At 38.5% G+C, this 25,361-nt stretch carries 28 protein-coding genes; 23 read left to right on the top strand and 5 right to left on the bottom strand.

Annotation, left to right across the window (positions count from 1 at the left end; all coding sequences use genetic code 11):
- Positions 1 to 5: 5 nt before the first annotated feature.
- The 4 genes from MMB68_RS01420 (at position 6) to MMB68_RS01405 (ending at position 3,919) form a co-directional block, all read left to right on the top strand.
- The gene (locus MMB68_RS01420) at positions 6 to 1,271 is read left to right on the top strand and encodes a peptidase (protein ID WP_277548058.1); all 1,266 of its coding nucleotides are present in this window, start codon (positions 6 to 8) and stop codon (positions 1,269 to 1,271) included.
- Between the two features lie 26 nt (positions 1,272 to 1,297).
- On the top strand, positions 1,298 to 2,146 hold the full coding sequence (gene ablB, locus MMB68_RS01415) for a putative beta-lysine N-acetyltransferase (protein WP_277548056.1): 849 nt from the start codon (positions 1,298 to 1,300) through the stop codon (positions 2,144 to 2,146).
- A 67-nt stretch (positions 2,147 to 2,213) separates the two neighbouring features.
- Complete coding sequence (gene kamA, locus MMB68_RS01410) at positions 2,214 to 3,626, top strand: lysine 2,3-aminomutase (RefSeq protein ID WP_195696047.1); 1,413 nt, start codon at positions 2,214 to 2,216, stop codon at positions 3,624 to 3,626.
- Positions 3,627 to 3,640: 14 nt separating this feature from the next.
- Positions 3,641 to 3,919 (top strand): YokU family protein, encoded by a 279-nt coding sequence (locus MMB68_RS01405; RefSeq protein ID WP_013058725.1) that lies wholly within the window; start codon positions 3,641 to 3,643, stop codon positions 3,917 to 3,919.
- 35 nt (positions 3,920 to 3,954) lie between these two features.
- Here the strand turns inward: MMB68_RS01405 and dat are convergent, their stop codons facing one another.
- Positions 3,955 to 4,800, bottom strand: a complete 846-nt coding sequence (dat, locus tag MMB68_RS01400; protein WP_098622431.1) for a D-amino-acid transaminase — start codon at positions 4,798 to 4,800, stop codon at positions 3,955 to 3,957.
- 121 nt (positions 4,801 to 4,921) lie between these two features.
- Positions 4,922 to 5,959: an acyltransferase family protein gene (locus tag MMB68_RS01395; protein ID WP_013058723.1), complete on the bottom strand. Its 1,038-nt coding sequence runs from the start codon at positions 5,957 to 5,959 to the stop codon at positions 4,922 to 4,924.
- Between the two features lie 408 nt (positions 5,960 to 6,367).
- Between MMB68_RS01395 and MMB68_RS01390 the strand changes: the two genes are divergently transcribed.
- The 3 genes from MMB68_RS01390 (at position 6,368) to MMB68_RS01380 (ending at position 7,908) form a co-directional block, all read left to right on the top strand.
- Positions 6,368 to 6,583 carry a YozE family protein gene (locus MMB68_RS01390; RefSeq protein WP_013058722.1) on the top strand — a complete coding sequence of 72 codons (216 nt, stop codon included), beginning with the start codon at positions 6,368 to 6,370 and terminating at the stop codon, positions 6,581 to 6,583.
- A gap of 202 nt (positions 6,584 to 6,785) precedes the next feature.
- On the top strand, positions 6,786 to 7,472 hold the full coding sequence (locus MMB68_RS01385; protein WP_013058721.1) for a hypothetical protein: 687 nt from the start codon (positions 6,786 to 6,788) through the stop codon (positions 7,470 to 7,472).
- A gap of 265 nt (positions 7,473 to 7,737) precedes the next feature.
- Entirely contained in the window at positions 7,738 to 7,908 is a 171-nt protein-coding gene (locus tag MMB68_RS01380) for a YozD family protein (RefSeq protein WP_013058720.1), read from the top strand.
- Positions 7,909 to 7,970: 62 nt separating this feature from the next.
- Here the strand turns inward: MMB68_RS01380 and MMB68_RS01375 are convergent, their stop codons facing one another.
- Positions 7,971 to 9,032, bottom strand: coding sequence for a DUF2515 family protein (locus tag MMB68_RS01375; protein ID WP_221783463.1), 1,062 nt, complete (start codon positions 9,030 to 9,032; stop codon positions 7,971 to 7,973).
- 117 nt (positions 9,033 to 9,149) lie between these two features.
- Here MMB68_RS01375 and MMB68_RS01370 point away from each other — a divergent pair, with 117 nt between their 5' ends.
- The 5 genes from MMB68_RS01370 to MMB68_RS01350 all read left to right on the top strand — a co-directional run bounded on the left by MMB68_RS01370 (position 9,150) and on the right by MMB68_RS01350 (position 12,433).
- Positions 9,150 to 9,404, top strand: a complete 255-nt coding sequence (locus tag MMB68_RS01370; RefSeq protein ID WP_074677094.1) for a hypothetical protein — start codon at positions 9,150 to 9,152, stop codon at positions 9,402 to 9,404.
- Positions 9,405 to 9,407: 3 nt separating this feature from the next.
- Positions 9,408 to 10,244 (top strand): serine/threonine protein kinase, encoded by an 837-nt coding sequence (locus MMB68_RS01365; protein ID WP_277548051.1) that lies wholly within the window; start codon positions 9,408 to 9,410, stop codon positions 10,242 to 10,244.
- Positions 10,231 to 11,001 (top strand): sporulation protein, encoded by a 771-nt coding sequence (locus MMB68_RS01360; protein ID WP_028410906.1) that lies wholly within the window; start codon positions 10,231 to 10,233, stop codon positions 10,999 to 11,001. Before MMB68_RS01365 ends, MMB68_RS01360 begins: the two co-directional genes overlap by 14 nt.
- Positions 11,002 to 11,236: 235 nt before the next feature.
- Complete coding sequence (locus MMB68_RS01355; RefSeq protein WP_221783466.1) at positions 11,237 to 11,863, top strand: phosphatase PAP2 family protein; 627 nt, start codon at positions 11,237 to 11,239, stop codon at positions 11,861 to 11,863.
- 246 nt (positions 11,864 to 12,109) lie between these two features.
- Positions 12,110 to 12,433 carry a hypothetical protein gene (locus MMB68_RS01350; RefSeq protein WP_013058713.1) on the top strand — a complete coding sequence of 108 codons (324 nt, stop codon included), beginning with the start codon at positions 12,110 to 12,112 and terminating at the stop codon, positions 12,431 to 12,433.
- Positions 12,434 to 12,484: 51 nt separating this feature from the next.
- Here MMB68_RS01350 and MMB68_RS01345 read toward each other — a convergent pair whose 3' ends face one another.
- Positions 12,485 to 12,637 carry a hypothetical protein gene (locus tag MMB68_RS01345; RefSeq protein WP_221783468.1) on the bottom strand — a complete coding sequence of 51 codons (153 nt, stop codon included), beginning with the start codon at positions 12,635 to 12,637 and terminating at the stop codon, positions 12,485 to 12,487.
- A gap of 194 nt (positions 12,638 to 12,831) precedes the next feature.
- Between MMB68_RS01345 and deoD the strand changes: the two genes are divergently transcribed.
- Positions 12,832 to 13,536 carry a purine-nucleoside phosphorylase gene (deoD, locus tag MMB68_RS01340; protein WP_013058711.1) on the top strand — a complete coding sequence of 235 codons (705 nt, stop codon included), beginning with the start codon at positions 12,832 to 12,834 and terminating at the stop codon, positions 13,534 to 13,536.
- 218 nt (positions 13,537 to 13,754) lie between these two features.
- Complete coding sequence (locus MMB68_RS01335; protein ID WP_221783471.1) at positions 13,755 to 15,203, top strand: SulP family inorganic anion transporter; 1,449 nt, start codon at positions 13,755 to 13,757, stop codon at positions 15,201 to 15,203.
- 244 nt (positions 15,204 to 15,447) lie between these two features.
- On the opposite strand, the gene MMB68_RS01330 is transcribed toward MMB68_RS01335, so the two are convergent.
- Positions 15,448 to 16,614 (bottom strand): FtsW/RodA/SpoVE family cell cycle protein, encoded by a 1,167-nt coding sequence (locus tag MMB68_RS01330; RefSeq protein WP_013084672.1) that lies wholly within the window; start codon positions 16,612 to 16,614, stop codon positions 15,448 to 15,450.
- 688 nt (positions 16,615 to 17,302) lie between these two features.
- On the opposite strand from MMB68_RS01330, the gene MMB68_RS01325 reads away from it, so the two are divergent.
- The 9 genes from MMB68_RS01325 (at position 17,303) to MMB68_RS01285 (ending at position 25,353) form a co-directional block, all read left to right on the top strand.
- Entirely contained in the window at positions 17,303 to 17,848 is a 546-nt protein-coding gene (locus tag MMB68_RS01325) for a hypothetical protein (RefSeq protein ID WP_221812563.1), read from the top strand.
- Between the two features lie 160 nt (positions 17,849 to 18,008).
- Complete coding sequence (locus MMB68_RS01320; protein ID WP_277548049.1) at positions 18,009 to 18,461, top strand: transporter; 453 nt, start codon at positions 18,009 to 18,011, stop codon at positions 18,459 to 18,461.
- 140 nt (positions 18,462 to 18,601) lie between these two features.
- Positions 18,602 to 19,228 carry an FMN-dependent NADH-azoreductase gene (locus tag MMB68_RS01315; RefSeq protein WP_277548046.1) on the top strand — a complete coding sequence of 209 codons (627 nt, stop codon included), beginning with the start codon at positions 18,602 to 18,604 and terminating at the stop codon, positions 19,226 to 19,228.
- A gap of 138 nt (positions 19,229 to 19,366) precedes the next feature.
- A complete protein-coding gene (locus MMB68_RS01310) occupies positions 19,367 to 19,618 on the top strand; it encodes a hypothetical protein (RefSeq protein ID WP_221780933.1) in 252 nt (83 codons plus the stop codon).
- Positions 19,619 to 19,801: 183 nt separating this feature from the next.
- Positions 19,802 to 20,299 (top strand): PTS sugar transporter subunit IIA, encoded by a 498-nt coding sequence (locus MMB68_RS01305; protein ID WP_277447243.1) that lies wholly within the window; start codon positions 19,802 to 19,804, stop codon positions 20,297 to 20,299.
- A 37-nt stretch (positions 20,300 to 20,336) separates the two neighbouring features.
- The gene (locus tag MMB68_RS01300; RefSeq protein WP_221783477.1) at positions 20,337 to 21,164 is read left to right on the top strand and encodes a PRD domain-containing protein; all 828 of its coding nucleotides are present in this window, start codon (positions 20,337 to 20,339) and stop codon (positions 21,162 to 21,164) included.
- A 178-nt stretch (positions 21,165 to 21,342) separates the two neighbouring features.
- A complete protein-coding gene (locus MMB68_RS01295; protein ID WP_277548044.1) occupies positions 21,343 to 22,722 on the top strand; it encodes a sucrose-specific PTS transporter subunit IIBC in 1,380 nt (459 codons plus the stop codon).
- A 505-nt stretch (positions 22,723 to 23,227) separates the two neighbouring features.
- The gene (gene yidC, locus MMB68_RS01290; RefSeq protein WP_013058701.1) at positions 23,228 to 24,046 is read left to right on the top strand and encodes a membrane protein insertase YidC; all 819 of its coding nucleotides are present in this window, start codon (positions 23,228 to 23,230) and stop codon (positions 24,044 to 24,046) included.
- 101 nt (positions 24,047 to 24,147) lie between these two features.
- Complete coding sequence (locus tag MMB68_RS01285) at positions 24,148 to 25,353, top strand: TolB family protein (RefSeq protein WP_277548043.1); 1,206 nt, start codon at positions 24,148 to 24,150, stop codon at positions 25,351 to 25,353.
- Positions 25,354 to 25,361: the final 8 nt, after the last annotated feature.

Genomic DNA, 25,361 nt, shown 5'->3' with positions numbered 1-25,361 from the left:
ATTACATGAACCTACAGCAATCTATTCATAACTGGATGACAGAGCATCGTCAAAGTGCAGTGCGTTTACTCAAGCGTTTCGTAGAAGAAGCAAGCGTACAGGGTTCTGAAAAGCATGCGCAGGCAATTGTCATTGAACGCCTTCGACAGCTGCAGTTAGATATTGATATATGGGAACCGGACGAAAAAATACTTCGTAGCCATGAAGCTTTTGCCTCCAACCGTTCTACTTTTCGAGACAGTCCGAATGTGGTAGGCGTGTTAAAAGGGAAAGGCGGAGGCAAATCCATCATTTTGAATGGGCACATTGATGTAGTGCCACCCGGAGATCTTTCACAGTGGACGGGAGACCCTTATACGGCTGTTGTAAAAGATGGAAACTTATATGGGCGCGGAGCAACGGATATGAAAGGAGGGAATGTGTCGTTACTTTTAGCTATTCAAGCGTTGAAAGAGCTAGATATTTCACTAAAAGGAGATGTTATTTTTCAAAGCGTAGTAGAAGAGGAAAGCGGAGGTGCAGGAACACTTTCCTGCGTACTTAGAGGGTACAAAGCAGATGGTGCCATTATTCCAGAACCAACCAACATGAAGATCTTCCCTAAACAGCAAGGCTCCATGTGGTTTCGAGTGACCGTGCATGGAGTAGCGGCACATGGAGGGACTCGGTATGAAGGCGTGAGTGCGATTGAAAAAGCAGCTGTTGTGCTTAAACATATTGAGGGTCTTGAAAAAGAGAGAAACAGCCGAATTACCGATCCGCTCTATAATAAAATTCCCATTCCCGTGCCGATTAATATCGGAAATATACAAGGAGGAACGTGGCCTTCTTCAGTCGCTGACCAAGTAATATTAGAAGGCAGGATAGGAGTTGCTCCGCATGAAAAAATGAAAAATGTCAGAGCAGAAATGAAATCCTGGCTTGAACTTCTGCCTCAGTCTGATGAGTGGTTTGCTGAGCATCCTGTCGACTTGGAATGGTTTGGGGCCCACTGGCTTCCCGGTGAAATTGAATTAGAGCATCCGCTTATGACCTCTCTTTCGTCCTCTTTTTATCAAGTGAAACAGAATCAGCCGATCATTGAAGCATCTCCTTGGGGAACCGACGGAGGGATACTGTCACAAGTAGGGGATATTCCAACAGTTGTGTTTGGACCGGGAGTAACAGAAGTGGCCCACTTTCCGAATGAGTATATTTGTATTCAAACGATGCTTGACGCAGCCGAAATTATTGCTCTCACGGTAGCAGACTGGTGCAGTATTGCGGACTAAGCTAAAAAGGGAAAGGATACAAACAAATGGCGAAACAAGAAAAAATTTGTCAACCAACCTTTGCTATGACTCTTTTTTTAGATGAATGCAACAAGCGTCTGAGAATAGATGATTACCGGGGAAATGTGAACGATATTTACAGCTATATATATAAAGAAATTGATAAGGCAACGTACGAGAAGTGGATTATAAAAGCACGTGCTGAACGTCTGTTGGACTGGATAAGCTTGGGATTTTCTTTAGAAGCAACTGTTCCCTACTATTTTAACGGAAGCGACGCGTATCTTTTATGCTATTATACGTCTCAATCCCGCCGAGACAGCGGGGAGACGTTAAAAGAAACAGAGCTGCTTCAAGATGTTTTGAAGTTGCCGACATCTGATTATTCTCCTTTATCGAATCAACTGATCATGCGCCGAGCCATTTCATCTGACGCTAAACAACTTTCTCAGCTCTACCGTCAAATCTTCACAGTGTATCCTACTCCCCTCTACGAAGAAGAGTATCTCTCTAGTTTGCTTCAAGAAGATAGTTTGTTTTATATCATAGTTGACAAGAACGATATCGTTAGCGCTGCTTCTGCTGAAATTGACTATGTCTATCACAATGCTGAACTAACGGATTGTGCGACTCTCCCTGCTTACCGAAAGTATGGATTCATGAAGCATTTATTAAGCGCACTAGAGGAGGAGCTAAAACAGCGACATATTTTTTGTGCATACACAATAGCGAGAGCGCTTTCATTTGGAATGAATGCAGCTTTTCATCAGCTTGGGTATATCTATACGGGACGATTAACGAATAATTGTTACATTTATAAATCGTTAGAAGATATGAACGTATGGGTGAAGGATTTATCAAAAAGTAAAGGGTGAGAAATAATTAACCAATTTATGGGCTGTAACATATAACAATAGTAAATCTTCATAAAGGAGCGATTGTATGTTATATGATTTATATAAGCCGTCCCGACATTGGAAAGACATTGAGTTATGGAAAGATGTTCCTGAAGAAAAATGGAATGACTGGATTTGGCAATTAACAAACACAATTCGAACGTTAGATGATTTAAAAAAGGTCATTAACTTGACTCCTGAAGAAGAAGAAGGAGTGCGCATTTCAACCAAAACAATTCCGCTCAATATTACGCCTTACTATGCATCTTTAATGAATCCAGATGATCCTCGCTGCCCCGTCCGTATGCAGTCTGTCCCGGTTGGCAAAGAACTTCATAAAACAAAATACGATCTAGAAGATCCCCTAGATGAAGACGAAGATTCTCCAGTGCCAGGGTTGACTCATCGCTATCCTGATCGCGTTTTGTTCTTAGTTACCAATCAATGCTCGATGTACTGCAGATACTGTACTCGAAGAAGGTTTTCAGGACAAATCGGAATGGGCGTTCCAAAAAAGCAGTTAGATGCTGCGATTGCTTATATCGCCAAAACACCTGAAGTAAGAGATGTACTCATTTCAGGCGGTGATGGCTTGCTGATTAATGACAATATTTTAGAATATATTTTGAAGAATTTAAGAGCTATTCCCCATGTGGAAATTATTCGAATTGGCACAAGAGCACCCGTTGTGTTTCCGCAGCGAATAACGGAAAATTTATGTGCCATTTTAAGAAAATATCATCCAGTGTGGTTAAATACTCACTTTAATACATCGATTGAAATTACGGAAGAGACAAAAAAAGCATGTGAAATGCTTGTTGATGCAGGCGTTCCAGTTGGCAATCAAGCGGTTATTTTAGCTGGAATTAATGACAGCGTAGCTATCATGAAAAAGCTTATGCACGATTTAGTGAAAATACGCGTTCGTCCTTACTATATTTATCAATGTGATTTATCAGAAGGAATTGGGCATTTCCGTGCACCTGTTTCCAAAGGGCTTGAAATTATGGAAGGGCTGCGAGGTCATACGTCTGGCTATGCTGTTCCAACGTTTGTTATTGATGCGCCAGGAGGAGGAGGAAAGATTGCGGTTCAGCCAAACTATATTATTAGTCAAAGCGCAAGTAAAGTTGTTCTGCGAAACTTTGAAGGAGTGATTACGACATATCCGGAGCCAGAAAGCTATGTGCCTGGGCGGGCGGATGATTATTTTCGAGCTGTTTATCCAGCATCGGATGCTAAAGATTCTTCCATCGGCATCTCGGGTCTTATGAATGATACTCAATTCAACCTTGTACCGGAAGGGTTAGGGAGAGTAAAAAGACGTAAAACATATGAAAGTGACAGTGCTCACGAAAGCCTAAAAGACAAACGTGAAAAAAGAGATGAATTAAAAGATAAAAAGTTTAAAGCTCAATTGAAAAAAGACGGTAAAAGCGACGATGCTCCATCATCTTAAGGAGGTCCTGTAATATGACTGTTCAATGCGCATGGTGCGAAGAAGAAAAAGCGGTAGAAACAACCAATACCGCATACTGGGAATTGCCAGACGGAACGAGAAGTATTGAAATTACTCATATGCCATGTATCAGCTGTTCAGGTTGCGGGATGTCATATCAAGAAGAAGAGATCATAGAAGAAGTGGAAACACAGCTGCTTCTTGTCGATACAAAAAAACTTGATGAATCCATTCGGTATGATGAGCTATTAAAAGTGCCAAGATTATTAAAGCGCAACTACTTTAAATTCTAAAAAGCCGCCCCTTATTTTGTAAGGGGCGGCTTTGCTTATTGATAAGCCTTTGTTCCAGCAGTGCGCAGGCTATAGGCATGTTTTAAAGCTACTGTAACAGGACGGAAAGTTGGAAGTTCGACTTCGTCTATTTTCGAAACGGGCAAGAGACCAACAGATGTGCTCGTAATAAAAACTTCATCAGCGTCTTTTAAAAAGGAAGGAGTCATGTTTTGTTCTCGGATTTGAATGGCTTGTTCCTGCGCACATTCCAGTACGTTAGCGCGCGTAATACCGGATAGAATTTTTCTTGTGGCAGGAGTGGTGAACAAGACGTTGTCTTTTATCGCAAATACATTGCTGCTCGACCCTTCGGTTATGTATCCGTCTTTTACTAAAATAGCTTCTTTACATCCTTTAGAAGCCGCAGCTTGTTTGGCCAGAAGGTTAGGAAGTAGGTTCAATGATTTGATATAGCAATTAGCCCATCGTTCGTCTTCCAAAAGAAGCGTGGAAATGCCTTTTTCATAGGCTTCTTCAGGTGTTTGGCGAGGATGGCGTATTGTGAGTGCTAATTGTGCAGGTACATCGGGAAATAAATGATTTCGAGGAGCAATCCCGCGCGTAACTTGAATATAAATATCGGCGTCTTTTAACGTTGATTTTTCCATTGCTTGATGAATGATGTCCTTTAGCTCTTGTCTTGAAACCGGCAGTTCGATAAAGATTGCCTTTGCACTTCTTTCTAAGCGGTCTAAGTGACGTTCAATTGAAAACGGAATCCCTTTGTATACGCGAATAAATTCATAAACACCGTCTCCGAACTGGTGACCGCGTTCATCAATTGGAATAACAGCCTCATTAATATCTCTAAACTCTCCAGCATAATATGCTAATTCCATCTTGAAAAACTCCCTTCCTTTAGATATTAAAACGTTAACATAAAATTCAGCAAAATGAAATTATTTACTTGGTTTCTTCGAAGAAAATGAAAAAAGTCATACTCCTTTAGGAGTATGACTTTTATGAAAACGTACGTTTGAATGCTAATGAAAATTTCTGAATGGCTTTTTTAGGTGTAACAAACTGAACGATGAGCTTGGTACCGGTGATGAACCAATCGACAATACGGCTGCCGAGAAGCATCGTTACTAAAATGGACAGGGCGATTAAGACGATGATACCCCATGACGTTGGCTCTAGACTTTTTGAGAAGTCAGTTGTAAAGAACCATTTTAAAATGAAGCCGTGCAATAAATACACGTATAGCGATCGCTGTCCAATGCTTGTTAAAGCAAAACCGCGCGTTGGAATTAAAGCCATAAAGGCAAAAGATACAAGAAAAGCAATTCCATAGTGAGAAACGCGCATTAAAAATTCGGCCACATTGTCGTACGTATTCGTTCCATACAGCATATCTGTGTAAGCCGTGTCGTCTAAGAAAGAATAGCTTCCAATTAATGTAACTAGTAATACGATGGATGCAATGATTCGATTTCGCGCTGTCAAAAGATTTGTAAAAGGCTCTTGTCGCTGTGACAAATAGTAGCCTAAAAGGAAAAACGGGAAAAAGACAAACATTCGGCTAATGCTTAGAATTTTATCAAATCCGTCAATATCAATGAAGCCCATTGCAAGTCCAAGCGAAATAGAGACAGTTAAGCTAATCCACATCGGGAACTTCGCAAAGAAAGGAAGCATTAATTTCCAAAAAATTAAGCTCAGTAGAAACCACATTGCCCATCTAGGAACCAAATATTGAAGCGTGTACGTTTCATCTGTATAAAGCACACTATAATAAAGGGTATAGATAGTTTGGAAAGCTAAATAAGGAAGAGCCACCTTTGTAAATATTTTTTTGTAATAGCCTTTTTTATGAAAATTTTTTGAGAAATAACCTGCTAGTAAAATAAAGACAGGCATATGGAAAATAAAGATAAAGTGATAAATGGACAGCATTCCGCTGCTATCTGTTCGGTACGGAGAAATCATGTGTCCAAATACAACTAAAAAAATTAATACGAATTTAGCATTATCAAAGTAAGCATTTCGAGTATTCATAGTATTATTTTTCCTCAACATATGCTGATGTAAACCTCCCACCAACAAGATTTATTTAAATGGCGATTATTGTTAGAATAACCTTTCACTACGGAATTAAAACATGAATTCTTCTTTTTTGCAATTACATAAAGGCTTGAGAAACCTGTCGAATCAATGCTTTTGTTATAAAAACGATGTGTTTTTGTTACAAATGTCTTTTGGGAAAAAGAAAAATATTGATATAACAATATTTATTCGTTACGCTAATAGTGAAATTTGTTTTGCAACTGTAACATGAATTTAATATTTTTTGTCGGGTAAAACACTTATATTGCAGTGTTCGACATCTACATATCACAGAGGAAAGTTGTAGATTTCTTAAAAAAATGATAGAAAAGATACACATACCGCTGGAGGGGGAGTACGATGAAATCCTTTTATCACTATATAATGAAATTCCGATCAAATAAAAAACATGATCGAATGGGAGAGTTTGCGCGAAGTGCTTATGATGATCACAGCTTCCCGAAATCTTCAACAGATTATGACGAACTGAGTTCTTATTTAGAGCTTAACGGACATTATTTATCAAGTATGACCGTATTTGATGAAGCATGGGAGCTTTATCAAAATAATGCGTGAGAAATAAAAAAGCAGGCTGATGGATATCCATCAGCCTGCTTTTTTATTTTCTTTAGCTCATGCACTAAGCAGGAGGAAAAATGATAGAAGGCAATAGATAATAAAGGCTTGGTTCTAAAGATGTTATACTTCCCCTTTTTTAGTTACTGCATATAATATTGTAACTTTTCAGTAGGTGTATGTTTACTAAGGAGGTGCGACGATGGCAGGGAAGAAAAAACCTAAATACGGAATTGGTGAAACAGTCGTTGTAACAATATACGGGACCGTTGGCACTATTACCGATATAAAAGTGATGGATGGGATTTTTGTATACGAAATCAACCATAGTGAAGGTCTTTTTTTAGAAGATACAATTGAGCTTCTAGAAGAATATGAAGGTCAAATATTAGTACAGGAAAGAGTAGAGCTTGAATATAAATTTTTCTTCGGCGATATCGTCCAGGTTTTTAATTATGGAAAAGAGTTATTTAAAATCATTGGTATTCGAACAGAAATATGGCGTTATAAAGAGGATTCATGGGAAGATATTGTCTATGAATTGTCACGTGTAACAGATGGAGAATGGCTTGAGGCTAGTGAAGAAGAACTCATTCTCGTAACTCCTCATGAGGAAACAGAAAATTACGCTCAAAGTGTTGATATGTTGTATTTAGGTAAAGAAATTAAAAAGACGGAGTTGCTACCAAAGATGAAAAAACAAAACGGTTCTGAAAAAGAAGAAGTGAGGTTAACTAAAGAAAAGCATGAGATTATAAACGGTCTTTTAGATGTGTACAATGATTATAAATTTTTGTATGAGCTTTTTGAAGATGAAGAATACGCTGAAGTCATGAACTTAGTGCTGAAACATTTAAAAAAGATAGCAAAATCCGAACAAGGAAAATAGCAGGTAGATGCCTAATAAATAAAAGATAGCCGAGATAGATCATCACATCTCTCTTAGCTATCTTTTATTGTGTATACGGCGATGATAATGAAAAAAGAATGGGTATAATTACCTTTCTATTTAAACTGCTGAAATTTTAGACATACTATTGCCGAATTGTTCATAAATGTGTATAAGGTAAAACTTCAAGAAGAAGATGGAGTGAACCTATTTTTAAGAAAAATAAGGTACGCTAATCCGTTCAAACGGGATAAGGAGTGATATTGTGAAAGAAATCGAAGTGGTCATTGATACGGAAGAAATTGCGGAGTTCTTTTACAATGAACTAGTCAAGCGAGGCTATGTTCCCGCTGAAGAAGAGCTAGGCGAATTAGCGGATATAACTTTTGATTATCTCATTGATAAATGTATTATTGATGAGCAAGATGAAGAATAAAAAGATAGATACATCTGTAACGACGGGGAAACTCGTCGTTTTGTTTATGAGACAGACAGCGGCTATGAAAAAGGGTTAGCAGCTTTAATAGCAGATTGTACTTTTATATGATGCTGAATGGGAATTTTTTTAACTGAAGAAGCGGGAATAGACTCAAGGAGAGAAAATATGCTTTCGTCTTCAAACCACTCATCTTTTCTTAAAAAAAGGTGTACGCGGTCTCCCCAGCTCATATTTAAAGTCGGGCTATACAGCTTTTTGGAATGAGTTCTGTCATTTGTAAATATATCTGAATTATAATCGCTTCGAGACCCTGTGTGGGGGTGTTTAAGGCTAAATGTATAGATAGAATCATGCAAGTTTGAATAAAAAAGAAGAACGTATAAAGTTTTTCCCACTTCAATCCGTTTTAAGACAGAGTCGAAATGATACACTTTTGTTCCACATAGATCAATGTTATTACCTGAATAATAAGGAAAGACGATTTGAGTCATACCGAGAAAGTTTTGAGTGTGAAACTGCCAAGAGTGAAGAACATCCCGCTGAAACTCTTTTTTAAACAGAACATTTTTTTCGATATGATACTGTTCGTTCACAATCAGGGCTATTGATAAGAGCGTTTTGTTTCTATGCTGCCAAAAGTCATTCCAAACAGTTTTCATAAAAAAAGATATGTGAAAAGCGGGTAGTAAATGAAACAGATTGCTGTTTTGCTCTTTGCTTTTTTCATAGAGTAACAGCTGAGCGTAAGCATCATGAAAAATGGCGGAATTGGAATGTTCTAAAAACAAGAAGTACGCGTGCTGTTTTTCTGGAGAAAGCAGGGATTTTATTAAGGTAGTGGAGAGATCTGTCATGTAATAGCCGCCGTTCCGTGAAACTAAGTGTGCTAAAAAAGCCCATTGAATTTCGGGATGTTTTTGATAATAATCTAAATAAGCTTGGGTACGTGTAACATTGTTTTGATTAGCTTTTTTTACTTTTTTTCGAATCTCTTTAATCAATTTTACGTCTTCTCCGATAAAAGACAGCGGGAGGGTAGCAGGAGGTTTGAGCTGCATCATCTGCTGCAGGCGAAGAACATCCTCCAATCTAATGAGGGGATTTGTGTCAGTAGAAGTCATGTTAAGCCTCCTTTGAAACGTTTAACTATATAAAAAAAGGGTAAGGGATTTTTTGAAACCTTTATAACATTTCGTACGTATAAAGGGTAACAAATGTTAAGAAAAGAGGTTTTCTTTATGTTCAGAAAAATTTTTGAATCATTAACTGGATCTAAACATCGACGCTACAGCAGCAGCGATCGACACTATCGACGTCCACGTCACTACAGCAGCAGTGATCATCATTACAAACGTCCACGCCATCATAGCAGCAGTAGCGATTATAAGCGAAGCAAATATTATGACAGCCACAGTCATTCAAAATATGGACACCACCACTATAAGCGCAAACGTAAAAGCGGAAGTTTCTTCTCAAGCTTTTTCTCAAGTTGATTTATGGTGAAAAATCGAATGTTCAAACACCTTCATCGCTGGCTAGTTGACCGTCCTTTTAAAAAAGGAAAAGTTATTTGCGGGCGCTATGAAATCATAGATGTACTGGGAATGGGAAGCTATGGTATAACATATGTGACTAACGACATTGTGCAACAAAAAAAGGTAGTCGTAAAGCAGCTCCGTAAAACGAAGCAGCGCACGTCCCAAGGGCTGAAGTCTTATCATTATGAAGCAAAATTGCTGTCTCAATTAAATCACCCTCAAATTCCTTCACTGTATGAAGCTATCGAAACAGATGAAGGCTGTTTCTTAGTGATGGAGTTGATTCAAGGGAAAACGTTTGAAGATTTAATTTTTGAAGAGAAGTGCGTGTATACGGAAGAACAAGCGCTTGACATTTTACTTGATATTCTAAAAGTAGTTTCTGCCATTCATGAGCAAGGAATCGTTCACCGTGATCTTCGTATTCCAAATATTATTGATGTTACCGGAACCATCTATGTTATTGACTTTGGTCTTGCTAGATTTTTAGGGGGCCATGAAGAAACAAGCACCCTTATAGAAGAACAGCAGTTTATGAGACAAACATCCGCTGCAAGCGATATCTATGCACTTGGTCATTTTCTTTTATTTTTATTATACTCTGGTTATGAGCCGGCGGAAAAACAAGAAAGAAGCTGGGAACAAGAGCTAAGTTTGTCGGCACCTATTAAGACCATCATTCAAAAAATGCTGAGGGCAGATGAATCGTATGAAAGCATTAAAAGTTTACAAAAAGATATTTATGACTATATAAATAGTAAGAACTCAGGGAGGGGAAAGTATGGCGCTATTTAATAAAGCGTTAGCCCGCATTGGAATTGGTGCAGCGCGAGTGGACGCTAAGCTTGTCAATGATGAATTTCGTGCTGGTGAAAAGATTGAAGGGATTGTTGAAGTGTACGGAGGCAATGTTGAGCAGAAAATTGACAGCATCTATCTGCGTCTATTCACAACGTATGTAAAAGAAAGGGATGATAAAAAATACAAGCAGGATATTGAGCTCAATACGTTTAAGATTAACGACCCGTTCACGATTCAACCATCTGAAACGAAATCTATTCCTTTTACCTTTCAGCTGCCTGATGATACGCCTGTTACATTAGGGAGAACCAGGGTTTGGGTGGCGACGAGCCTCGATATTAAAGATGCCGTTGATCCGTCAGATATTGATCATGTAAAAGTGCTTCCTAACCTTATGGTAACAAGCGCAATTGAAGCTATGGAACAGCTTGGCTTTCGCTTGCGCCAAGTTGAGTGCGAAGAAGCCCCTCGCCGGATGAGAAAAAGACTTCCTTTTGTTCAAGAATTTGAATTTGTTCCAAGCGGTGGAGTGTACGCTGGGAAAGTAGATGAAATTGAAATCATCGTGCAGCCGAGCGGCTTACATGACTACGATTTATTTATAGAAGTAGATCGACGTGCCAGAGGGTTTGGCGGCTTTCTATCTGAAATGCTGGATGCAGATGAGTCGCTCGTTCATGTTCATGTTTCTGAAAAAGAAATTCCTCAGTTAAAAAATATATTAACCAATATTATTTCACGCTATAGCTAACGTGCATAGCTCTCCTTTATTTTTCGTATATTAAAGACAGTAAAAAGAAAGGAGAGAGGTATATGCCGCAATCAAAGCAAACGAAAAAAATAAATGCAAAAGAGGAATTTTCGGCTGAATTTGTCGTTCATCAAGCTCCTAAGCCAGAAGACTATATTCAGCCAAAACGTGTGAATAAGTAAAGCATGTAGAACGCTACATGCTTTTTCTTTTAATAGGTTGGAGGAAATAAAAAATGGTAAATCGCACTACAAAATATTCTCTATTTATTGTATCGCTTTTAGCTTTCTTTTTACTCATTTTATTTACGTTTAATACACCTTGGGTGAAACAGCTTGACTTTAATGTACTTCATACCATTGAAGGATGGAGGACGGACACGTTAACACCCATCATCATATTTATAACAACCGTAGGATCTTGGTATGTCACTGCGCCAATATGGTTTGCAATTATAGTATTTCTTCTTTATAAACGAAAAGGATTGCTCGCTTTATATATCACGCTCGTTTTTTGGGGAGTTCGCGCTTTAAATTGGGGATTGAAGGAGATTTTTGCAAGACCAAGACCTGATTGGAGTCAAGTCGTTCCCGCCTCTCACTATAGTTTTCCGAGCGGACATGCCATGAACTCGATGGCTTTTTACAGCGGTGTACTTTTGTTAATATGGATGTATACAAGAAGCAGAGCCGTTAAAACGGCAGCTGCAAGCGTAATAGCTATTGTTATTTTATTAATTGGATTTAGCCGTTTGTATTTAGGCGTACACTTTTTAACGGATATACTAGCAGGATATTGTTTAGGACTTGCTTGGTCCTTAGGAGTCTATCTCCTTTCTAAACGCCTATATAACCAAAAATAGGAGCAATGGTTACATTTTTTTCGTTAATATTTCATTTTGTTTAAGTAGGCCTATTGATTCATCCATTCAAAAACAACTAATGATAAAATGGGAAACAAATATTTTATGTACATGTTTAATAAGGAAAAACTAGTAATTTCGACAAAAAACGTTTTGATTCGATAAAGGATTTTCGGATTTTATCACTAATTATATAAGAATACATGACGTAAAAGAGTAAATACTTGCTTTTGGGTGGAGGGAAGAATGTTGAGTGTGTGGACCACAATAAAAAAACAATTTAATATTAGCACAGAATATGATGTAACCATTATGCAAACAGAAGAAAAAGGCGAAAAGCGCGGATATAAGCCTGTCCATCGTCTAACGATTACAGCATTCGATCATCAAGACGCAGCAACACAAGTATTTCAGATGTTTAATATTGCTGATAATTTGCCAAAAGATTGTGATGCGAGGTTTATCAGCACAGGCGATATTTTATTAATTGATGAAGGTACTCGAGGAAAGTATTACTACAAGCTATGGACAGACGGCTGGCAAAAAGTGAACCGCCTGCACGTACGTTAAACATAAGGTAAAAGCGACCTATCTGGCCGCTTTTTATTTATATGTTGACCCTTAGTAATCACGAGTATGATGGCCAGGGCCACTTTTTCGGTTTGTTGCTGAATATTCATCTCCATGGGCTTCATGTTCTGCTATAATTGCTTCTTTTGGAATATGATTATTCTTTTTAGGCGAATTAATTCGATTGCGATGTTTTTTCCCCATACATATCACCTCAGCTAACGTTAGTAAATCCCTTGCGCTATTAGCGTACCCTTATATAAAAAGACATACTACGCCATTTTTTGGGCCGTATGTCTTTTTATTTTTGACGCATAATGTTAGAAGTAAATAGACAAGCAAGGGATACAATATGGTATAGTGAAAGCGTAAGATTTTTTACATATAGGAGGTACGAAATGAGCGTACATATTGGGGCAAAACAAGGTGATATTGCAGAAACGATTTTACTTCCAGGTGATCCACTTCGTGCAAAATACATTGCAGAAACGTTTTTAGAAGATGTAACTTGCTATAACGAAGTGCGCGGTATGCTTGGATTCACAGGAACATATAAAGGAAAGCGCGTTTCTGTTCAAGGAACAGGAATGGGTGTACCATCAATTGCTATTTATGTAAATGAACTAATGAATGAATATGGTGTTCAAAACCTAATTCGCGTTGGTACATGCGGAGCAATTCAAAAAGATGTAAAAGTACGTGACGTTATTTTAGCCATGTCTTCGTCAAGTGATTCACAAATGAACCGCGTTAAATTTGGTCCTATTGACTATGCACCGACCGCTAACTTTGATTTATTAAAGCGCGCTTACGATGCAGGTGTTGAAAAAGGCCTTCAGTTAAAAGTAGGAAGTGTATTTACATCTGATCAATTTTACAATGAAGACGGCCAGCTAGAAAAATTGGCAGCTCACGGCGTATTGGCAGTTGAAATGGAAACAACGGCTTTGTATACGCTAGCCGCTAAATACGGCCGTAATGCTTTATCGGTTTTAACAGTAAGTGATCACATTTTCACTGGTGAAGAAACAACGTCAGAAGAGCGTCAAACGACGTTTAACGATATGATTGTTGTTGCGCTTGAAGCAGCAATTAATGAATGAACATAATTTCATTTCGTTTATTTGCTGAATGGCAGCGAAAAGCTGCGGCGTAACAAATAAAAAGACGAGAAGCAATCAAGCTTCTCGTCTTTTTATTTGTGAAATTAATTGTTTCCAAACGGGAAATTGTATGGTACGATTTGATACGTTAAAAACGGCTTTGATTTTCGTGAAAGTCGAAAATCGTATAAAAAATTCATAAGAGGTGATAAACCATCATGATGGCAAGTATTAAACAGCAGTGGTTTTCAAACGTTCGAGCAGATATTTTGTCTGGGATGACAGTTGCTCTTGCGCTTATTCCAGAAGCCCTTGCTTTTTCCATTATCGCCGGTGTTGATCCCATGGTTGGCCTGTATGCCTCTTTTTGTATGGCAATTGTGATTGCTTTTACAGGCGGAAGACCAGCTATGATTTCAGCTGCAACAGGAGCAATGTCTTTATTGATGATTAACTTAGTCAAAGATCACGGCATTGAGTATTTATTTGCAGCTACTGTTTTAACCGGAATTATTCAAATTTTACTTGGTGTTTTGAAAGTAGGGAGGTTTTTATCATTTCTTCCTCAAACAGTTATGATTGGCTTTGTAAATGCGCTAGGTATTTTAATTTTTACAGCACAGCTTCCCCATTTTCAAGGAGCAAATTGGATGATGTACGCAATGGTAGCCGGAACGCTGCTCATCGTCTATTTGTTTCCGCTCATGACCAAAGCAATACCATCTCCGCTTGTTGCCATTGTCTTGATGACGATTGTAGCGATTGTCTTTCATTTAGATTTAAAAACGGTAGGAGATATGGGGAATATTACGCGTTCGCTGCCGGTTCTTCACTTTCCAAAGGTTGATTTATCAGTGGAGACACTGCTTATCATTTTACCTTATTCGCTTCCTTTAGCGATTGTAGGCCTACTTGAATCTATGCTAACGGCAACGGTGCTGGACGAAATTACAGATACGTCTTCGAATAAAAATAAAGAAGCGCGCGGTCAAGGCATCGCTAATATTGTAACAGGTTTCTTCGGAGGAATGGCTGGCTGTGCCATGATTGGACAATCTATGATTAATGTAAAATCAGGGGGACGTGGAAGGTTATCTACCTTAGTCGCCGGAGTCTTTTTGTTGTTCTTAATTATGGTGCTTGGCGATGTTGTTAAACAAATTCCAATGGCTGCTCTTGTAGGCGTTATGTTTATGGTAGCTGCCGGTACATTTGATTGGCAGTCCCTTAAAGACTTAACGAAATATCCACTATCGGATGCCATTGTAATGGTTGTTACGGTGGTTATCGTATTGTTTACACATAACTTAGCACTAGGAGTAATGATAGGTATTGTTTTAAGTACGATTGTATTTGGCTGGAAGATGGCTAAAATCAAAACAACTTCACAAACAGAAGGTAATATGAAGCAATATAGGGTTTCAGGGCAATTATTTTTTGCCACCATCAGCTTCTTCATGGATGAATTTCAGTATGAAAAAGACCCGGATACCATCATTATTGATTTTAGTTCTTCTCATATATGGGATCAATCGGCCGTGATCGGCATCTCAAAAATTATCGATAAGTATGAGCGATTGAATAAAAAGGTTATTGTAAAAGGATTAAATGAAGACAGTAAAAAAATCGTAAGGCAAATTGGTATAACGTCGCTGTCGAACAAATAAAAGGTGTGCAGTAGCACACCTTTTTTACTTGTTTCGTTTTAGTAGCTGTATGAGCCAGGTGGAAAAAGAAGCTGTAGATGAAGGTACGGATGTCTGTTTTAACAAAATAGCATAGGCTTTACGCCGATATTGGTAATCAAGCATGCATATCTACTCCTTTTAAAACAGTATTTGGAAGCGTTTTCTTTATTGTAGCATGCTTAATAGGGAGATAAAAGAAAAAAAGAGAGACCATCGTCTCTCTTTAATCATTTCCAAACATATAGCGTTTGTGGTGCCATGAGATTCCAAACATCAGACCCATTGCAAACATGTTCCCCATCAGTGAACTACCTCCATATGAAATAAAAGGAAGTGGAATTCCGGTAATAGGCAAGACTTGAATGGTCATACCGATATTTTGAAATACGTGGAACGTAAGCATTGAAATAACGCCTACACATAAGTAAGAATTGAATTCATTTTTTGTTTCAAGGCCTAGCTTGATCAAGTAATAAACGAGTACGAAGAAAAGACTAATAACAATGCTGGCGCCTATAAAGCCAAACTCTTCTCCAATAACCGCAAAAATAAAGTCGGTCTGTCCCTCTGGTAAATAGACAACTCCATTACCGATTCCTTTACCGTTTACCATTCCTGATCCAATTGCATCTAACGATTTCTTTAAATGATAGCCCTCTCCCGAACTATATGACTCAGGATCAAGCCAAGAATAAATACGTCCAAATTGGTATTGCTTAACCCCTAGATACTTTTCTAATAGGCTAGGTGCATAAACAACAAGTCCCAAAATGACAGAACCAACCGCTGTAATACCTAAAAATGCAGGCGCGATGATTTTCCAGCTTACGCCTGAAACAAATACAAGTCCAACCGTGATTGCTAAGAATACAAGTGCGGTACCTAAGTCAGGCTGCTGCATGATTAATAATAAAGGTAAAGCAAGTACAGCACCCAGTTTACCAAGCAGTAAAAAGTCTTCTCTTACTGTTCGGATACGATATTTTTCATTGTGCTTCACAATGACCGTACTCAGTGTGATAATCAAAAACACTTTCATAAACTCTGATGGCTGTAACGAAAAGCCGGGAAGTGTGAACCAACTTTTTGCCCCGTTAATTTCTCTGGCAATGCTTGACGGAGCCACTAGTAAAAGAAGTAATAAAAAGTTCCCAAATCCATAAAAAACCCACGTTAGCTTTTGAAGCTGATCGGAGTCAAAACGCATGACAAACCCTATAATCACCATTCCGATTATATAAAAAACAACTTGTTGCGCTACGAAGTTCTTATCATACTGCCCAATTTTTTCAGCACTATGGATTGCCACAACGCTTACGCAAAACAATAGGAAGATTAGGAAAGCCAAGTTCCAGTCAAATCTACTAACATTTCTTTGATTTTCACCCATATTATTCACCTGTCACTATTAAATCTCATTCTTTCTTTATGATAAAAGAAAAATGCTGGTTTTTAATGCAAAGTCGATTAATGAAGAGTCGCACTAACCCCACTTTGCAGTTTTTGCTTTGAATATAGACTTGCTAAAAGTAAGAAAAGATATGTCGCAAGCTGCGTTACCATACAGCCTTTTATTATACATGAATTATTCTATAACATAAATAGGAGAAATGATAACAATTTCTTTTTTCTAAAAACTCTATTTGCAGGGATTTATTCAATTCATCTTCTTTATCTCCTTAAAGGTTAATATGAAAACATATTATAGGAATTTATCTTTTTTTGCACGTGAAAAGATAAAGAAACGTGTATATATATAACGAAAGAAAAGGCAAATAGTTTCATATGAACGACTGAAAAATTCTAAACTGCAAGGACTAAATCTAGCAAGCTATACATATGAATAATAGTAAAGATAAGAGAAAGTGTTCTACACTATCTTTCTCTACATGCAGACATTCAACTTCTTAGCACTCCCCCAAGTAAACAGTTGAGACAAGAATATAGTTATATTCTACTTTCTTGCTGATGAACGAACGTATGGAAGGTATATGGATGGATTACCGGATAAGAGACACAGGATATTAGGAAAATAATAGATAGAGATTAATAGAATCATAACGTAGAGAGGTGTGTTTATGATTATAGGGGCAAGTGTGACAGCATTTTTATTATTATGGTGGACAATTTTTTATAGCGGGCGCTACTATCATTATGTTTCAGAGCCTGTTGGCAAAAGAATTTCCCTTCACGTAGGAATACATGTCACCTTAGTGGTTGGAGTGAATGCATGTCTCTGGCTTGAGCAGCCGCTGCTTTTTTCTAGCATTTTAGCTGGATGTGCAGGACTAGGAGCCGGATGGTTTGTAGGAATTCCTTTTTCGATAAAAAGTATTTTAAGCGGAATAATGGGAGGCATAGGAACAGGTGTTAGTTTTTATATCTCTATGAGCATGTGGATGGATCAATTTAACTGGCTATCTTTTTTATTGATAGGAACGAGCGTTATTTTTAGCGGAAGCTCGCTGTTTCAAGTGTTAAAATCGATTCCGTCATTTGAAAAGGTACTGGTAAAAATGTGGGTTCAACATCCTTTTCTAATAGCTCCTATTTTGATTACCGTATTTTGGCTGTATAATTTTATTGAAAAATATTTCCCGCAAGCAGATCCAACACGCAAGTAGTTTCCGTGTTGGATTTATTATTTCCTCTGATAAGGCTCCCCTTTAAGTTTACTAAGTTTGACATCGTTCAATTAGTCTGTAGAAGGTAAAAGTAGACATTCACCTATCTTCATTTTGATGCATATTGTAGCGTAGCAAGCATTATAAAGGGGGAGTGCGTATGTATCCATATCAATACGATCCACGTTTTCAAAATTTGTTTCCACCTGGAGGAGGGCAAGGGTTTCCATCGTTTCCACCTGGAGGAGGGCAAGGATTTCCACCACCGCCACCTGGAGGAGGAGGTCAAGGGTTTCCACCGCCACCACCTGGAGGAGGGGGCCAAGGGTTTCCCCCGCAGGGAGGAGCGCAGCCGCCTTCAAGTCCACCGCCAGCTTTTACACCTGCACCAAAGCTAGGTTCAGGAGGTCCATCACTTTATGCTGTTGATCCAGGCGCTATTTCAGGATGCTTATATCGATATACCTATATATGGCCGAGAAATGGTCGACCTTACTGGTTTTACCCAACCTTTGTAGGCAGACGCTCAGTTGCAGGATATCGCTGGACAGGATCTTTCTGGGTGTACGCTGGGGTAGATGTAAATCAAATTCGAGAATTTCAATGTGTATAAAACTCCGCTTACGGAGTTTTTTTGTGCGAAAAGGTTGACGCATAAAAAATGACGTTATATAATAAATCTCGAATTAAAGATAATTTGTTTAGTAATATCTCGAATTAATAATAATATACACTTTTTAGGAGATGACATTTATGGCAAATGTATTATATGTAAAAGTAAATCCGCAGGTTGATGAAGCATCATTTTCAACTCGTTTAGCACAGGTTTTCTTAGATGAGTATAAAACAGCAAACCCGATTGATACAGTGACAACGCTTGATCTATATAAAGAAACAGTTCCGTTCATTGATGGAGATGTTTTAGCAGCATGGGGAAAAGCTGGAGCTGGTGAAGAATTATCAGCTGTTGAATTAGAAAAAGTAACGCGTATGGGTGAATTAGTAGAGCAGTTTTTACAAGCTGACAAAGTTATTTTCTCAGCTCCAATGTGGAACTTAAGCTTTCCTCCACTAATGAAAGCATATATTGATAACATTTTAATTGCAGGAAAAACGTTTAAATATACTGAAAATGGTCCAGTAGGATTAGCTTCAGATAAAAAAGTAGTATTGCTAGAAGCTCGTGGAGGCGTTTATTCAGAAGGCCCTGCAGCAGAGCTAGAATTTACTCAAAGCTATTTACGTACAGTGATGGGCTTCATTGGTGTTCAAGATTTCCAACTGGTTGTTGCAGAAGGCATGGCTTACACACCAGCAGAAGCAGACAATATTCTAGCAAAAGCATCTGAAAAAGCAAAAGAAGTTGCGTCAACGTTCTAATTTCAAGAGGCTTGGACAAAAAGATTTTAGACTAAGTGAAAAACGAACCACTGATCAAGATGTTTGATTAGTGGTTCGTTTTTTTTTTTTTTTTGTTACGGTAAACGTAGGTTTCATGTTTGTAAGTCTTTCTAGCAGTTGATTGGAGGACAAGCCGAAGACTCCTGCGGGAAAAGCGGAATAGGTGAGACCCCACAGGAGCGTATGCGACGAGGAGGCTCAGCGGCCGCCCGCGGAAAGCGAAGTCTTGCACGGAAATCAACTGCGGTGTCAAAAGCGTTTCAGCTCATGTATCCTAGTTGTTCGTCTTTAGATTGGATTCATTTTTTTTATGTCTCAACCTCTTTTTTAGGGTTGAAATTCAATATCCACCCTTCAGAAGATGTATAAAGGGTTACATGAAGTGCGGCATAGAGAACGCACTTCTTATGAAAACGCGCATACATTTTTATTTACAAGACAAAAAAAGCATGGTTAAATAATGACCATGTTAACGTAACACGGGATAGGGGAAGTTTTTCTGCAGAATCATTGGGGTATGCTACAAGTACAATCTAAAAAAGGGTGATTGAGATGTTTAAAAAATTATTTGGTAGTAAGACAAAATCAAAAGAAACAACCGTTCTAGCTCCGCTTTCAGGGAATATTCTGCCAATCAGCGAAGTGCCAGATCCGGTGTTTGCACAGAAGATGATGGGAGACGGTTTTGCAATTGAACCTTCAGAGGGACAAGTTGTTTCACCTGTTGCTGGGGAAGTCGTTCAGCTTTTCCATACAAAACACGCAGTAGGCTTAAAAACAGAAGCCGGTACGGAAGTATTAATACATATCGGCCTTGAAACAGTGGCAATGGAAGGCGAAGGGTTCGAAGCTCACGTGGCACAAGGTGACAAAGTAAGTGTAGGAACACCTCTTATCACATTTGATTTAGCGCTTATTCAAGAAAAAGCGAAAAGCATTATCACACCAATCGTTATTACAAACAGTGATGCAAGTGAAAGTTTCGAAATTTTGGCTCAAGGGACGGTTCAAAAAGGCGAAACGGCTTGTGCAAAAGTAACGATGAAGTAATAAGCAAGGCCTTTTCCTTTAAGAAAGGAGAGCGCATTTGAAGATTTTAAAAGTATTAAATAACAATGCCGTTGTCTTTAAAGAAGGCGGAGTTGAAAAAATTGCGATGGGTCCCGGTATCGCTTTTCAAAAAGGTAAAAATGATCTTATTAATGCTGCGAAAGTGGAGAAAGTCTTTGTCATGAAAGAAGAGCAGGAAAAGTTTCAGGAACTATTAAAAAACCTTCCTGAAGAGCATATTCAAGTGGCGGAAGAAATCATTTCTTATGCTGAGCAGCAGCTTTCTGCTACGCTGAGTCATCATGTTCATATTGCTTTGAGCGATCATTTGTCTTTTGCTGTTGAAAGGATAGCTCGCGGTATTTCCATCCAAAATAAATTACTTAACGAAATTAAATCTCTCTATCAGCCTGAGTATGCAATAGGAGTATGGGCTCTTCAGCATATCAAAAAGAGACTAGATATCACGATGCCGATTGACGAAGCGGGATATATTGCGCTTCATATTCATACGGCGAAACTGAATTCACCGGGCATGCAGCAGCTAATGATGCATACAACGATTATTAATGAAATGGTTACGATTATAAAAAAAGAGCTGAATACGGAGATTGATGAAAACAGCATGTCCTATCAGCGTCTGCTGACTCACTTGCGCTTTGCGTTAAATCGTTTAGCGCAAAATGAACCCTTTCATGAGATGGATGAAGAGATGCTCGACGTATTAAAAGTCAAATATAAAAAATCGTATCAGTGTGCTGAAACAATAAAGCAATTTGTCAAAGATGAGTACGAAATTAATTTTCCAGAAGCGGAGTTAGGATATATTACGCTTCACATTTGCCGAATAGAGCAAAGAATATAGAAAAAAACATTGACGAATATTGTTGCTTTGAGTACAATGAAAGCGTATTAATTGAATAATCGGGATTGTGACTGGTAAAGCAGGCAAGACCTAGAATGCGCATGAAGGACAACTATGTCTTTTATAAGCGTATTTTAGGTCTTGCTTTTTTTATGACATACAATAAGGAGGAAGTAAGATGGATGTAAAAGAAATTGCTAAAAAGCTTGTTCCGCTTTTAGGAGGAAAAGAAAATATTGCTAGTGCGCAGCACTGTGCTACGCGTTTGCGCCTCGTTATTCGAGATGAAAGCAAAATCGATCAAAAAGGTTTAGATGAAATAGAAGATGTAAAAGGGGCTTTTTCAAATTCAGGACAGTTTCAAATCATTTTTGGAACCGGTCTCGTTAATAAAATCCACGCTGCTTTTATGAAAGAACTAGGCGCTGAAGAGGCTGCTGCCCCAGTGGATCATCAAGAAGAAATGAAAAAGAAAATGAACCCACTTGCCCGTTTTGCCCGCATGCTTTCCAACATTTTTGTTCCGATTATTCCAGCCATTGTAGCCAGTGGTTTACTAATGGGGCTGCTCGGGATGATGAAAGCGTTCCACTGGGTCTCAGAAGATAGCGCGTTGTTTGTGTTGTTGGATATGTTCTCAGGCGCAGCATTTATTATTTTACCGATTTTAATCGGGTTTTCAGCTGCAAAAGAATTTGGTTCAAATCCTTATCTTGGAGCGGTTATCGGAGGGATTTTGACGCATCCGATGTTATTAAATCCATGGACATTAGCAGATGCTAAGCCAGAATATATGGATTTGTTTGGCTTAAGTATTCCGCTGATTGGCTATCAAGGTACGGTCGTTCCAATTTTATTAGCTATTTACGTGATGAGTAAAATTGAAAAGGGCCTGCGGAAAATTGTGCCGAATTCGGTTGATTTACTTGTTACGCCTTTTTTAACTGTTATTATCACAGGCTTTGTGTCACTTGTGTTTATTGGTCCTTTCGGTCGCTATATTGGAGATTTAATTTCGATCAGCCTTCAGTCTCTATACGATGTAGCCGGAGTGTTTGCAGGAATTTTGTTTGGTGGCTTATATTCGACCATTGTATTAACAGGCTTGCAGCATAGTTTTCATGCTATTGAAGCAGGACTGCTTGCTAATCCGAAGATTGGCGTTAACTTCTTACTTCCTATTTGGGCCTGCGCGAACGTGGCGCAAGGAGGAGCAGGGCTGGCTGTTTACTTTAAGACGAAAAATGCCAAAACGAAAAAAATTGCGATTCCAGCGGCTATTTCTTCCTTTTTGGGAATTACAGAACCGATTATTTTCGGCGTCAACTTAAGACTTCGCAAGCCATTTATTGCTGCGGCTATAGGCGGAGCAGCCGGAGGCGGCTACGTGGTACTTATGCACGTAGTAGCCAACGCATACGGACTCACAGGCATTCCAATGATGGCCATTGCTGCACCGCTTGGTATGAGCAATTTAATTCACTATATCATCGGTATGATTATTTCTGTAGGTGTTGCATTCGGCGTTACGTGGTTCATGAAACTAAAAGAAGACTGAGAACTAGCGGCAAGCATATGAGAATAGAGAATGGTATTAGATTTGCTCATCATATTTTATGGTGAGCAAATTTTGTGTCGTAAATATGAAACTTTTTAAAAAGTAATACGTAGAACAGTCAAAGAGATAAGTTGATGTTGTGTAACAGGAACGTAAATGCTACACTACATATATTGGATTGTACTATTATAGTCAGAAAGAGAGCTGGCACATGGAATTTTATCACGATCTTTTTCTATATGCGCCGTATTTATCTGCTTTCGTTTTATACATCCTTTGTTATTATATGCTTCGTGAAGCTAGGTTTACGGCTTTTCATGCGGAACCTGTCACCGACCATGTGAATGCAGGGATTGATCCTTCAGTATTAACAATATGGAAAAGACGAAATGTATTTATACACGTTTATAGAAAAACACCAGTTAAAGAGAAGAATAATGATGAAGAAGATCCTTTCCTTCTGAAAAACACTTCATACATTTAGTCATTATTAGGAGGAAAGAATATGAAAAGAAATAAAAAATTATTATTGCTTGGTTTAATGGGAGCGCTTCTTTTAGCTCTAGCCGGCTGTAGCAGCACAAAAACACCAGTAACCGCAACAAGCGGTGGATTCTGGGATCATTATTTTGTTTACCCTTTATCTATGGCATTAACGAAAATTGCTGAATGGGCAGGCGGAAGCTATGGTCTTTCTATTATCATTGCGACGGTTATCATTCGTTTAGTTCTATTGCCGCTTATTTTAAAACAGCAAAAGAGCACGATGGCTATGCAAGCACTTCGTCCAGAAATGGAAAAGATTCAAAAGAAATATGCTGGTAAAAAAGATCCAGAAACACAGCAAAAGCAGCAAAAAGAAATGATGCAGCTTTACCAAACGCATAAAATTAATCCGGTTGGTGGATGTTTGCCAATCTTTATTCAAATGCCTATTATTATCGCATTTTATAATGCCATTGCACGAACGCATGAAATTGCTCAGCATTCATTCTTATGGGTAAGTTTAGGAAAACCCGATCCTTACTTCATTTTACCGGTAGTTGCAGCGATTACGACATTCTTACAAATTCGTGTAAGTATGACGGATGAAATTCAACCTCCAATGAAAATGATGATGAACATTATGCCAATCTTCATTTTAGTAGCAGGGATTTCACTTCCATCTGCTCTTGCATTATATTGGGTAATTGGTAACTTATTCGGAATTGGACAAGGTTACTACTTGAAAAAACGTATGAGTTTATTAAAAGAAAAAGATGCGGCTAATAATACAGCACAAGCTAAAACAAAGCCATCACCAAAATCTAAGTCAAAATCATAATATACAAAAAGCGCAGCTATTCGCTGCGCTTTTTTATTTTTTCAAAAATGTGATGAGATGAGGAGATTTGTGTAACGCTATAAAAAAAGACAGGAGTGAACATGGTGAAAAAAATAGCGTTATGTCTGCTTTTTCTTATGTTGTTCCCTATGCAAATAAATGCTGCCAATACAGTGAAGGTCAGTTTTATACGGCATGGAAACCTATGGGTATATGATAACGGTACCGAAAGGCAGTTATCCTATGCACGTCATGCCTCTATGCCTCAATGGTCATCACATGGAGATATAGTTGCTTATGCAGAAAATGATTCTTTAATGATTGCACCGTTAAAAGGAAAACCGCTACTTGTTGAACATGATGTGACTCATTATCAATGGTCACCGGTTGCTGAGGAACTTGCGTATATTTCGAATGGAATCTTAGTATATTACAACGTTAAAACGCATGAAAAGAAGCGTGTAGCCGTAGGAGTTGATCAGTTTTCATGGTTTCCAGAAGGAGATCGATTTTTAATTACGTCAGCTGCTGCGCTAGCGCCCACGGGATGGGGACCGGTAAAGCTATATACAGTGAGCAAATATGCAGGGTTAGATGTAAAAAAAGTGGAGGCTTTTACGACGCTCCCAGCGGAAAATGATTCGTTTTTTGCGTATACAACAAGCAGCTTTAAATGGTCTCCTAACGGTCAATGGATTAGTTTTATCGCTATTCCAACGGCTTCGATGTCTGCAGATGCAAACAAGCTGTGCATCATTACGAAAGAAGGGAAAGCTTTTCAAGTAGTGGGAGATATGCTTAATGTACCTAATTGGTTTAAGTGGAGTAATGAAGAGCAAGTGCTGGCATTCATTAATGGAGAAGGAAGGTTTGCCACTGAAAATAAAAAGTTCACTTTAAAAGAGATGCCGGTTTTTAAAGAGCATGTGTTTACGCCAAAAGGCTTCGCAGATTGGGATTTTACTTGGGCAGAAAGAGATAACATCATCATTTCACGTGTGCCCGAAGCAGGATGGTCGAATGATGAAAAAAAGAGGCCACTGCCTTTTTTGTATAGCATGAACGTAAAGACCAATAAGCAAAGTCAGTTCACATTTCCGCAAAAAGGCTTAGGCGATTACGCGCCTTTTTATCATAAAGCAACGAATCAAACGATGTGGATTCGTACAAATCGAAAACAAGCAAATCTTTTAACACGCGTAAAAGATACGAAAAATGATAAAGTACTTATTTCAAGCTTAGACCTGCCGGGAAATTATTATGAGCTGTATCGGTGGAATGAAGTATTTAGCGTGTACAGCCCTTAATAGCTAAT

This window comes from Priestia sp. Y58 (assembly GCF_029522095.1).
Taxonomy (GTDB): Bacteria; Bacillota; Bacilli; order Bacillales; family Bacillaceae_H; genus Priestia; species Priestia megaterium_E.
This window is presented reverse-complemented; position numbering and strand designations above follow the sequence as displayed.

Bases quoted from the DNA above. Each gene is read 5' to 3' on its own strand.
- MMB68_RS01355 (WP_221783466.1), top strand. From the start codon at position 11,237: ATGGTAAATCGCACTACAAAATATTCTCTATTTATTGTATCGCTTTTA.
- MMB68_RS01295 (WP_277548044.1), top strand. From the start codon at position 21,343: ATGGATGTAAAAGAAATTGCTAAAAAGCTTGTTCCGCTTTTAGGAGGA.
- dat (WP_098622431.1), bottom strand. From the start codon at position 4,800: ATGGAATTAGCATATTATGCTGGAGAGTTTAGAGATATTAATGAGGCT.
- MMB68_RS01405 (WP_013058725.1), top strand. From the start codon at position 3,641: ATGACTGTTCAATGCGCATGGTGCGAAGAAGAAAAAGCGGTAGAAACA.
- ablB (WP_277548056.1), top strand. From the start codon at position 1,298: ATGGCGAAACAAGAAAAAATTTGTCAACCAACCTTTGCTATGACTCTT.
- MMB68_RS01390 (WP_013058722.1), top strand. From the start codon at position 6,368: ATGAAATCCTTTTATCACTATATAATGAAATTCCGATCAAATAAAAAA.
- MMB68_RS01325 (WP_221812563.1), top strand. From the start codon at position 17,303: ATGATTATAGGGGCAAGTGTGACAGCATTTTTATTATTATGGTGGACA.
- MMB68_RS01385 (WP_013058721.1), top strand. From the start codon at position 6,786: ATGGCAGGGAAGAAAAAACCTAAATACGGAATTGGTGAAACAGTCGTT.
- MMB68_RS01360 (WP_028410906.1), top strand. From the start codon at position 10,231: ATGGCGCTATTTAATAAAGCGTTAGCCCGCATTGGAATTGGTGCAGCG.
- MMB68_RS01350 (WP_013058713.1), top strand. From the start codon at position 12,110: ATGTTGAGTGTGTGGACCACAATAAAAAAACAATTTAATATTAGCACA.
- MMB68_RS01335 (WP_221783471.1), top strand. From the start codon at position 13,755: ATGATGGCAAGTATTAAACAGCAGTGGTTTTCAAACGTTCGAGCAGAT.
- MMB68_RS01345 (WP_221783468.1), bottom strand. From the start codon at position 12,637: ATGGGGAAAAAACATCGCAATCGAATTAATTCGCCTAAAAAGAATAAT.
- MMB68_RS01375 (WP_221783463.1), bottom strand. From the start codon at position 9,032: ATGACTTCTACTGACACAAATCCCCTCATTAGATTGGAGGATGTTCTT.
- yidC (WP_013058701.1), top strand. From the start codon at position 23,228: ATGAAAAGAAATAAAAAATTATTATTGCTTGGTTTAATGGGAGCGCTT.
- MMB68_RS01370 (WP_074677094.1), top strand. From the start codon at position 9,150: ATGTTCAGAAAAATTTTTGAATCATTAACTGGATCTAAACATCGACGC.
- MMB68_RS01420 (WP_277548058.1), top strand. From the start codon at position 6: ATGAACCTACAGCAATCTATTCATAACTGGATGACAGAGCATCGTCAA.
- deoD (WP_013058711.1), top strand. From the start codon at position 12,832: ATGAGCGTACATATTGGGGCAAAACAAGGTGATATTGCAGAAACGATT.
- MMB68_RS01315 (WP_277548046.1), top strand. From the start codon at position 18,602: ATGGCAAATGTATTATATGTAAAAGTAAATCCGCAGGTTGATGAAGCA.
- MMB68_RS01320 (WP_277548049.1), top strand. From the start codon at position 18,009: ATGTATCCATATCAATACGATCCACGTTTTCAAAATTTGTTTCCACCT.
- MMB68_RS01305 (WP_277447243.1), top strand. From the start codon at position 19,802: ATGTTTAAAAAATTATTTGGTAGTAAGACAAAATCAAAAGAAACAACC.
- kamA (WP_195696047.1), top strand. From the start codon at position 2,214: ATGTTATATGATTTATATAAGCCGTCCCGACATTGGAAAGACATTGAG.
- MMB68_RS01365 (WP_277548051.1), top strand. From the start codon at position 9,408: ATGGTGAAAAATCGAATGTTCAAACACCTTCATCGCTGGCTAGTTGAC.
- MMB68_RS01330 (WP_013084672.1), bottom strand. From the start codon at position 16,614: ATGGGTGAAAATCAAAGAAATGTTAGTAGATTTGACTGGAACTTGGCT.
- MMB68_RS01395 (WP_013058723.1), bottom strand. From the start codon at position 5,959: ATGAATACTCGAAATGCTTACTTTGATAATGCTAAATTCGTATTAATT.
- MMB68_RS01285 (WP_277548043.1), top strand. From the start codon at position 24,148: ATGGTGAAAAAAATAGCGTTATGTCTGCTTTTTCTTATGTTGTTCCCT.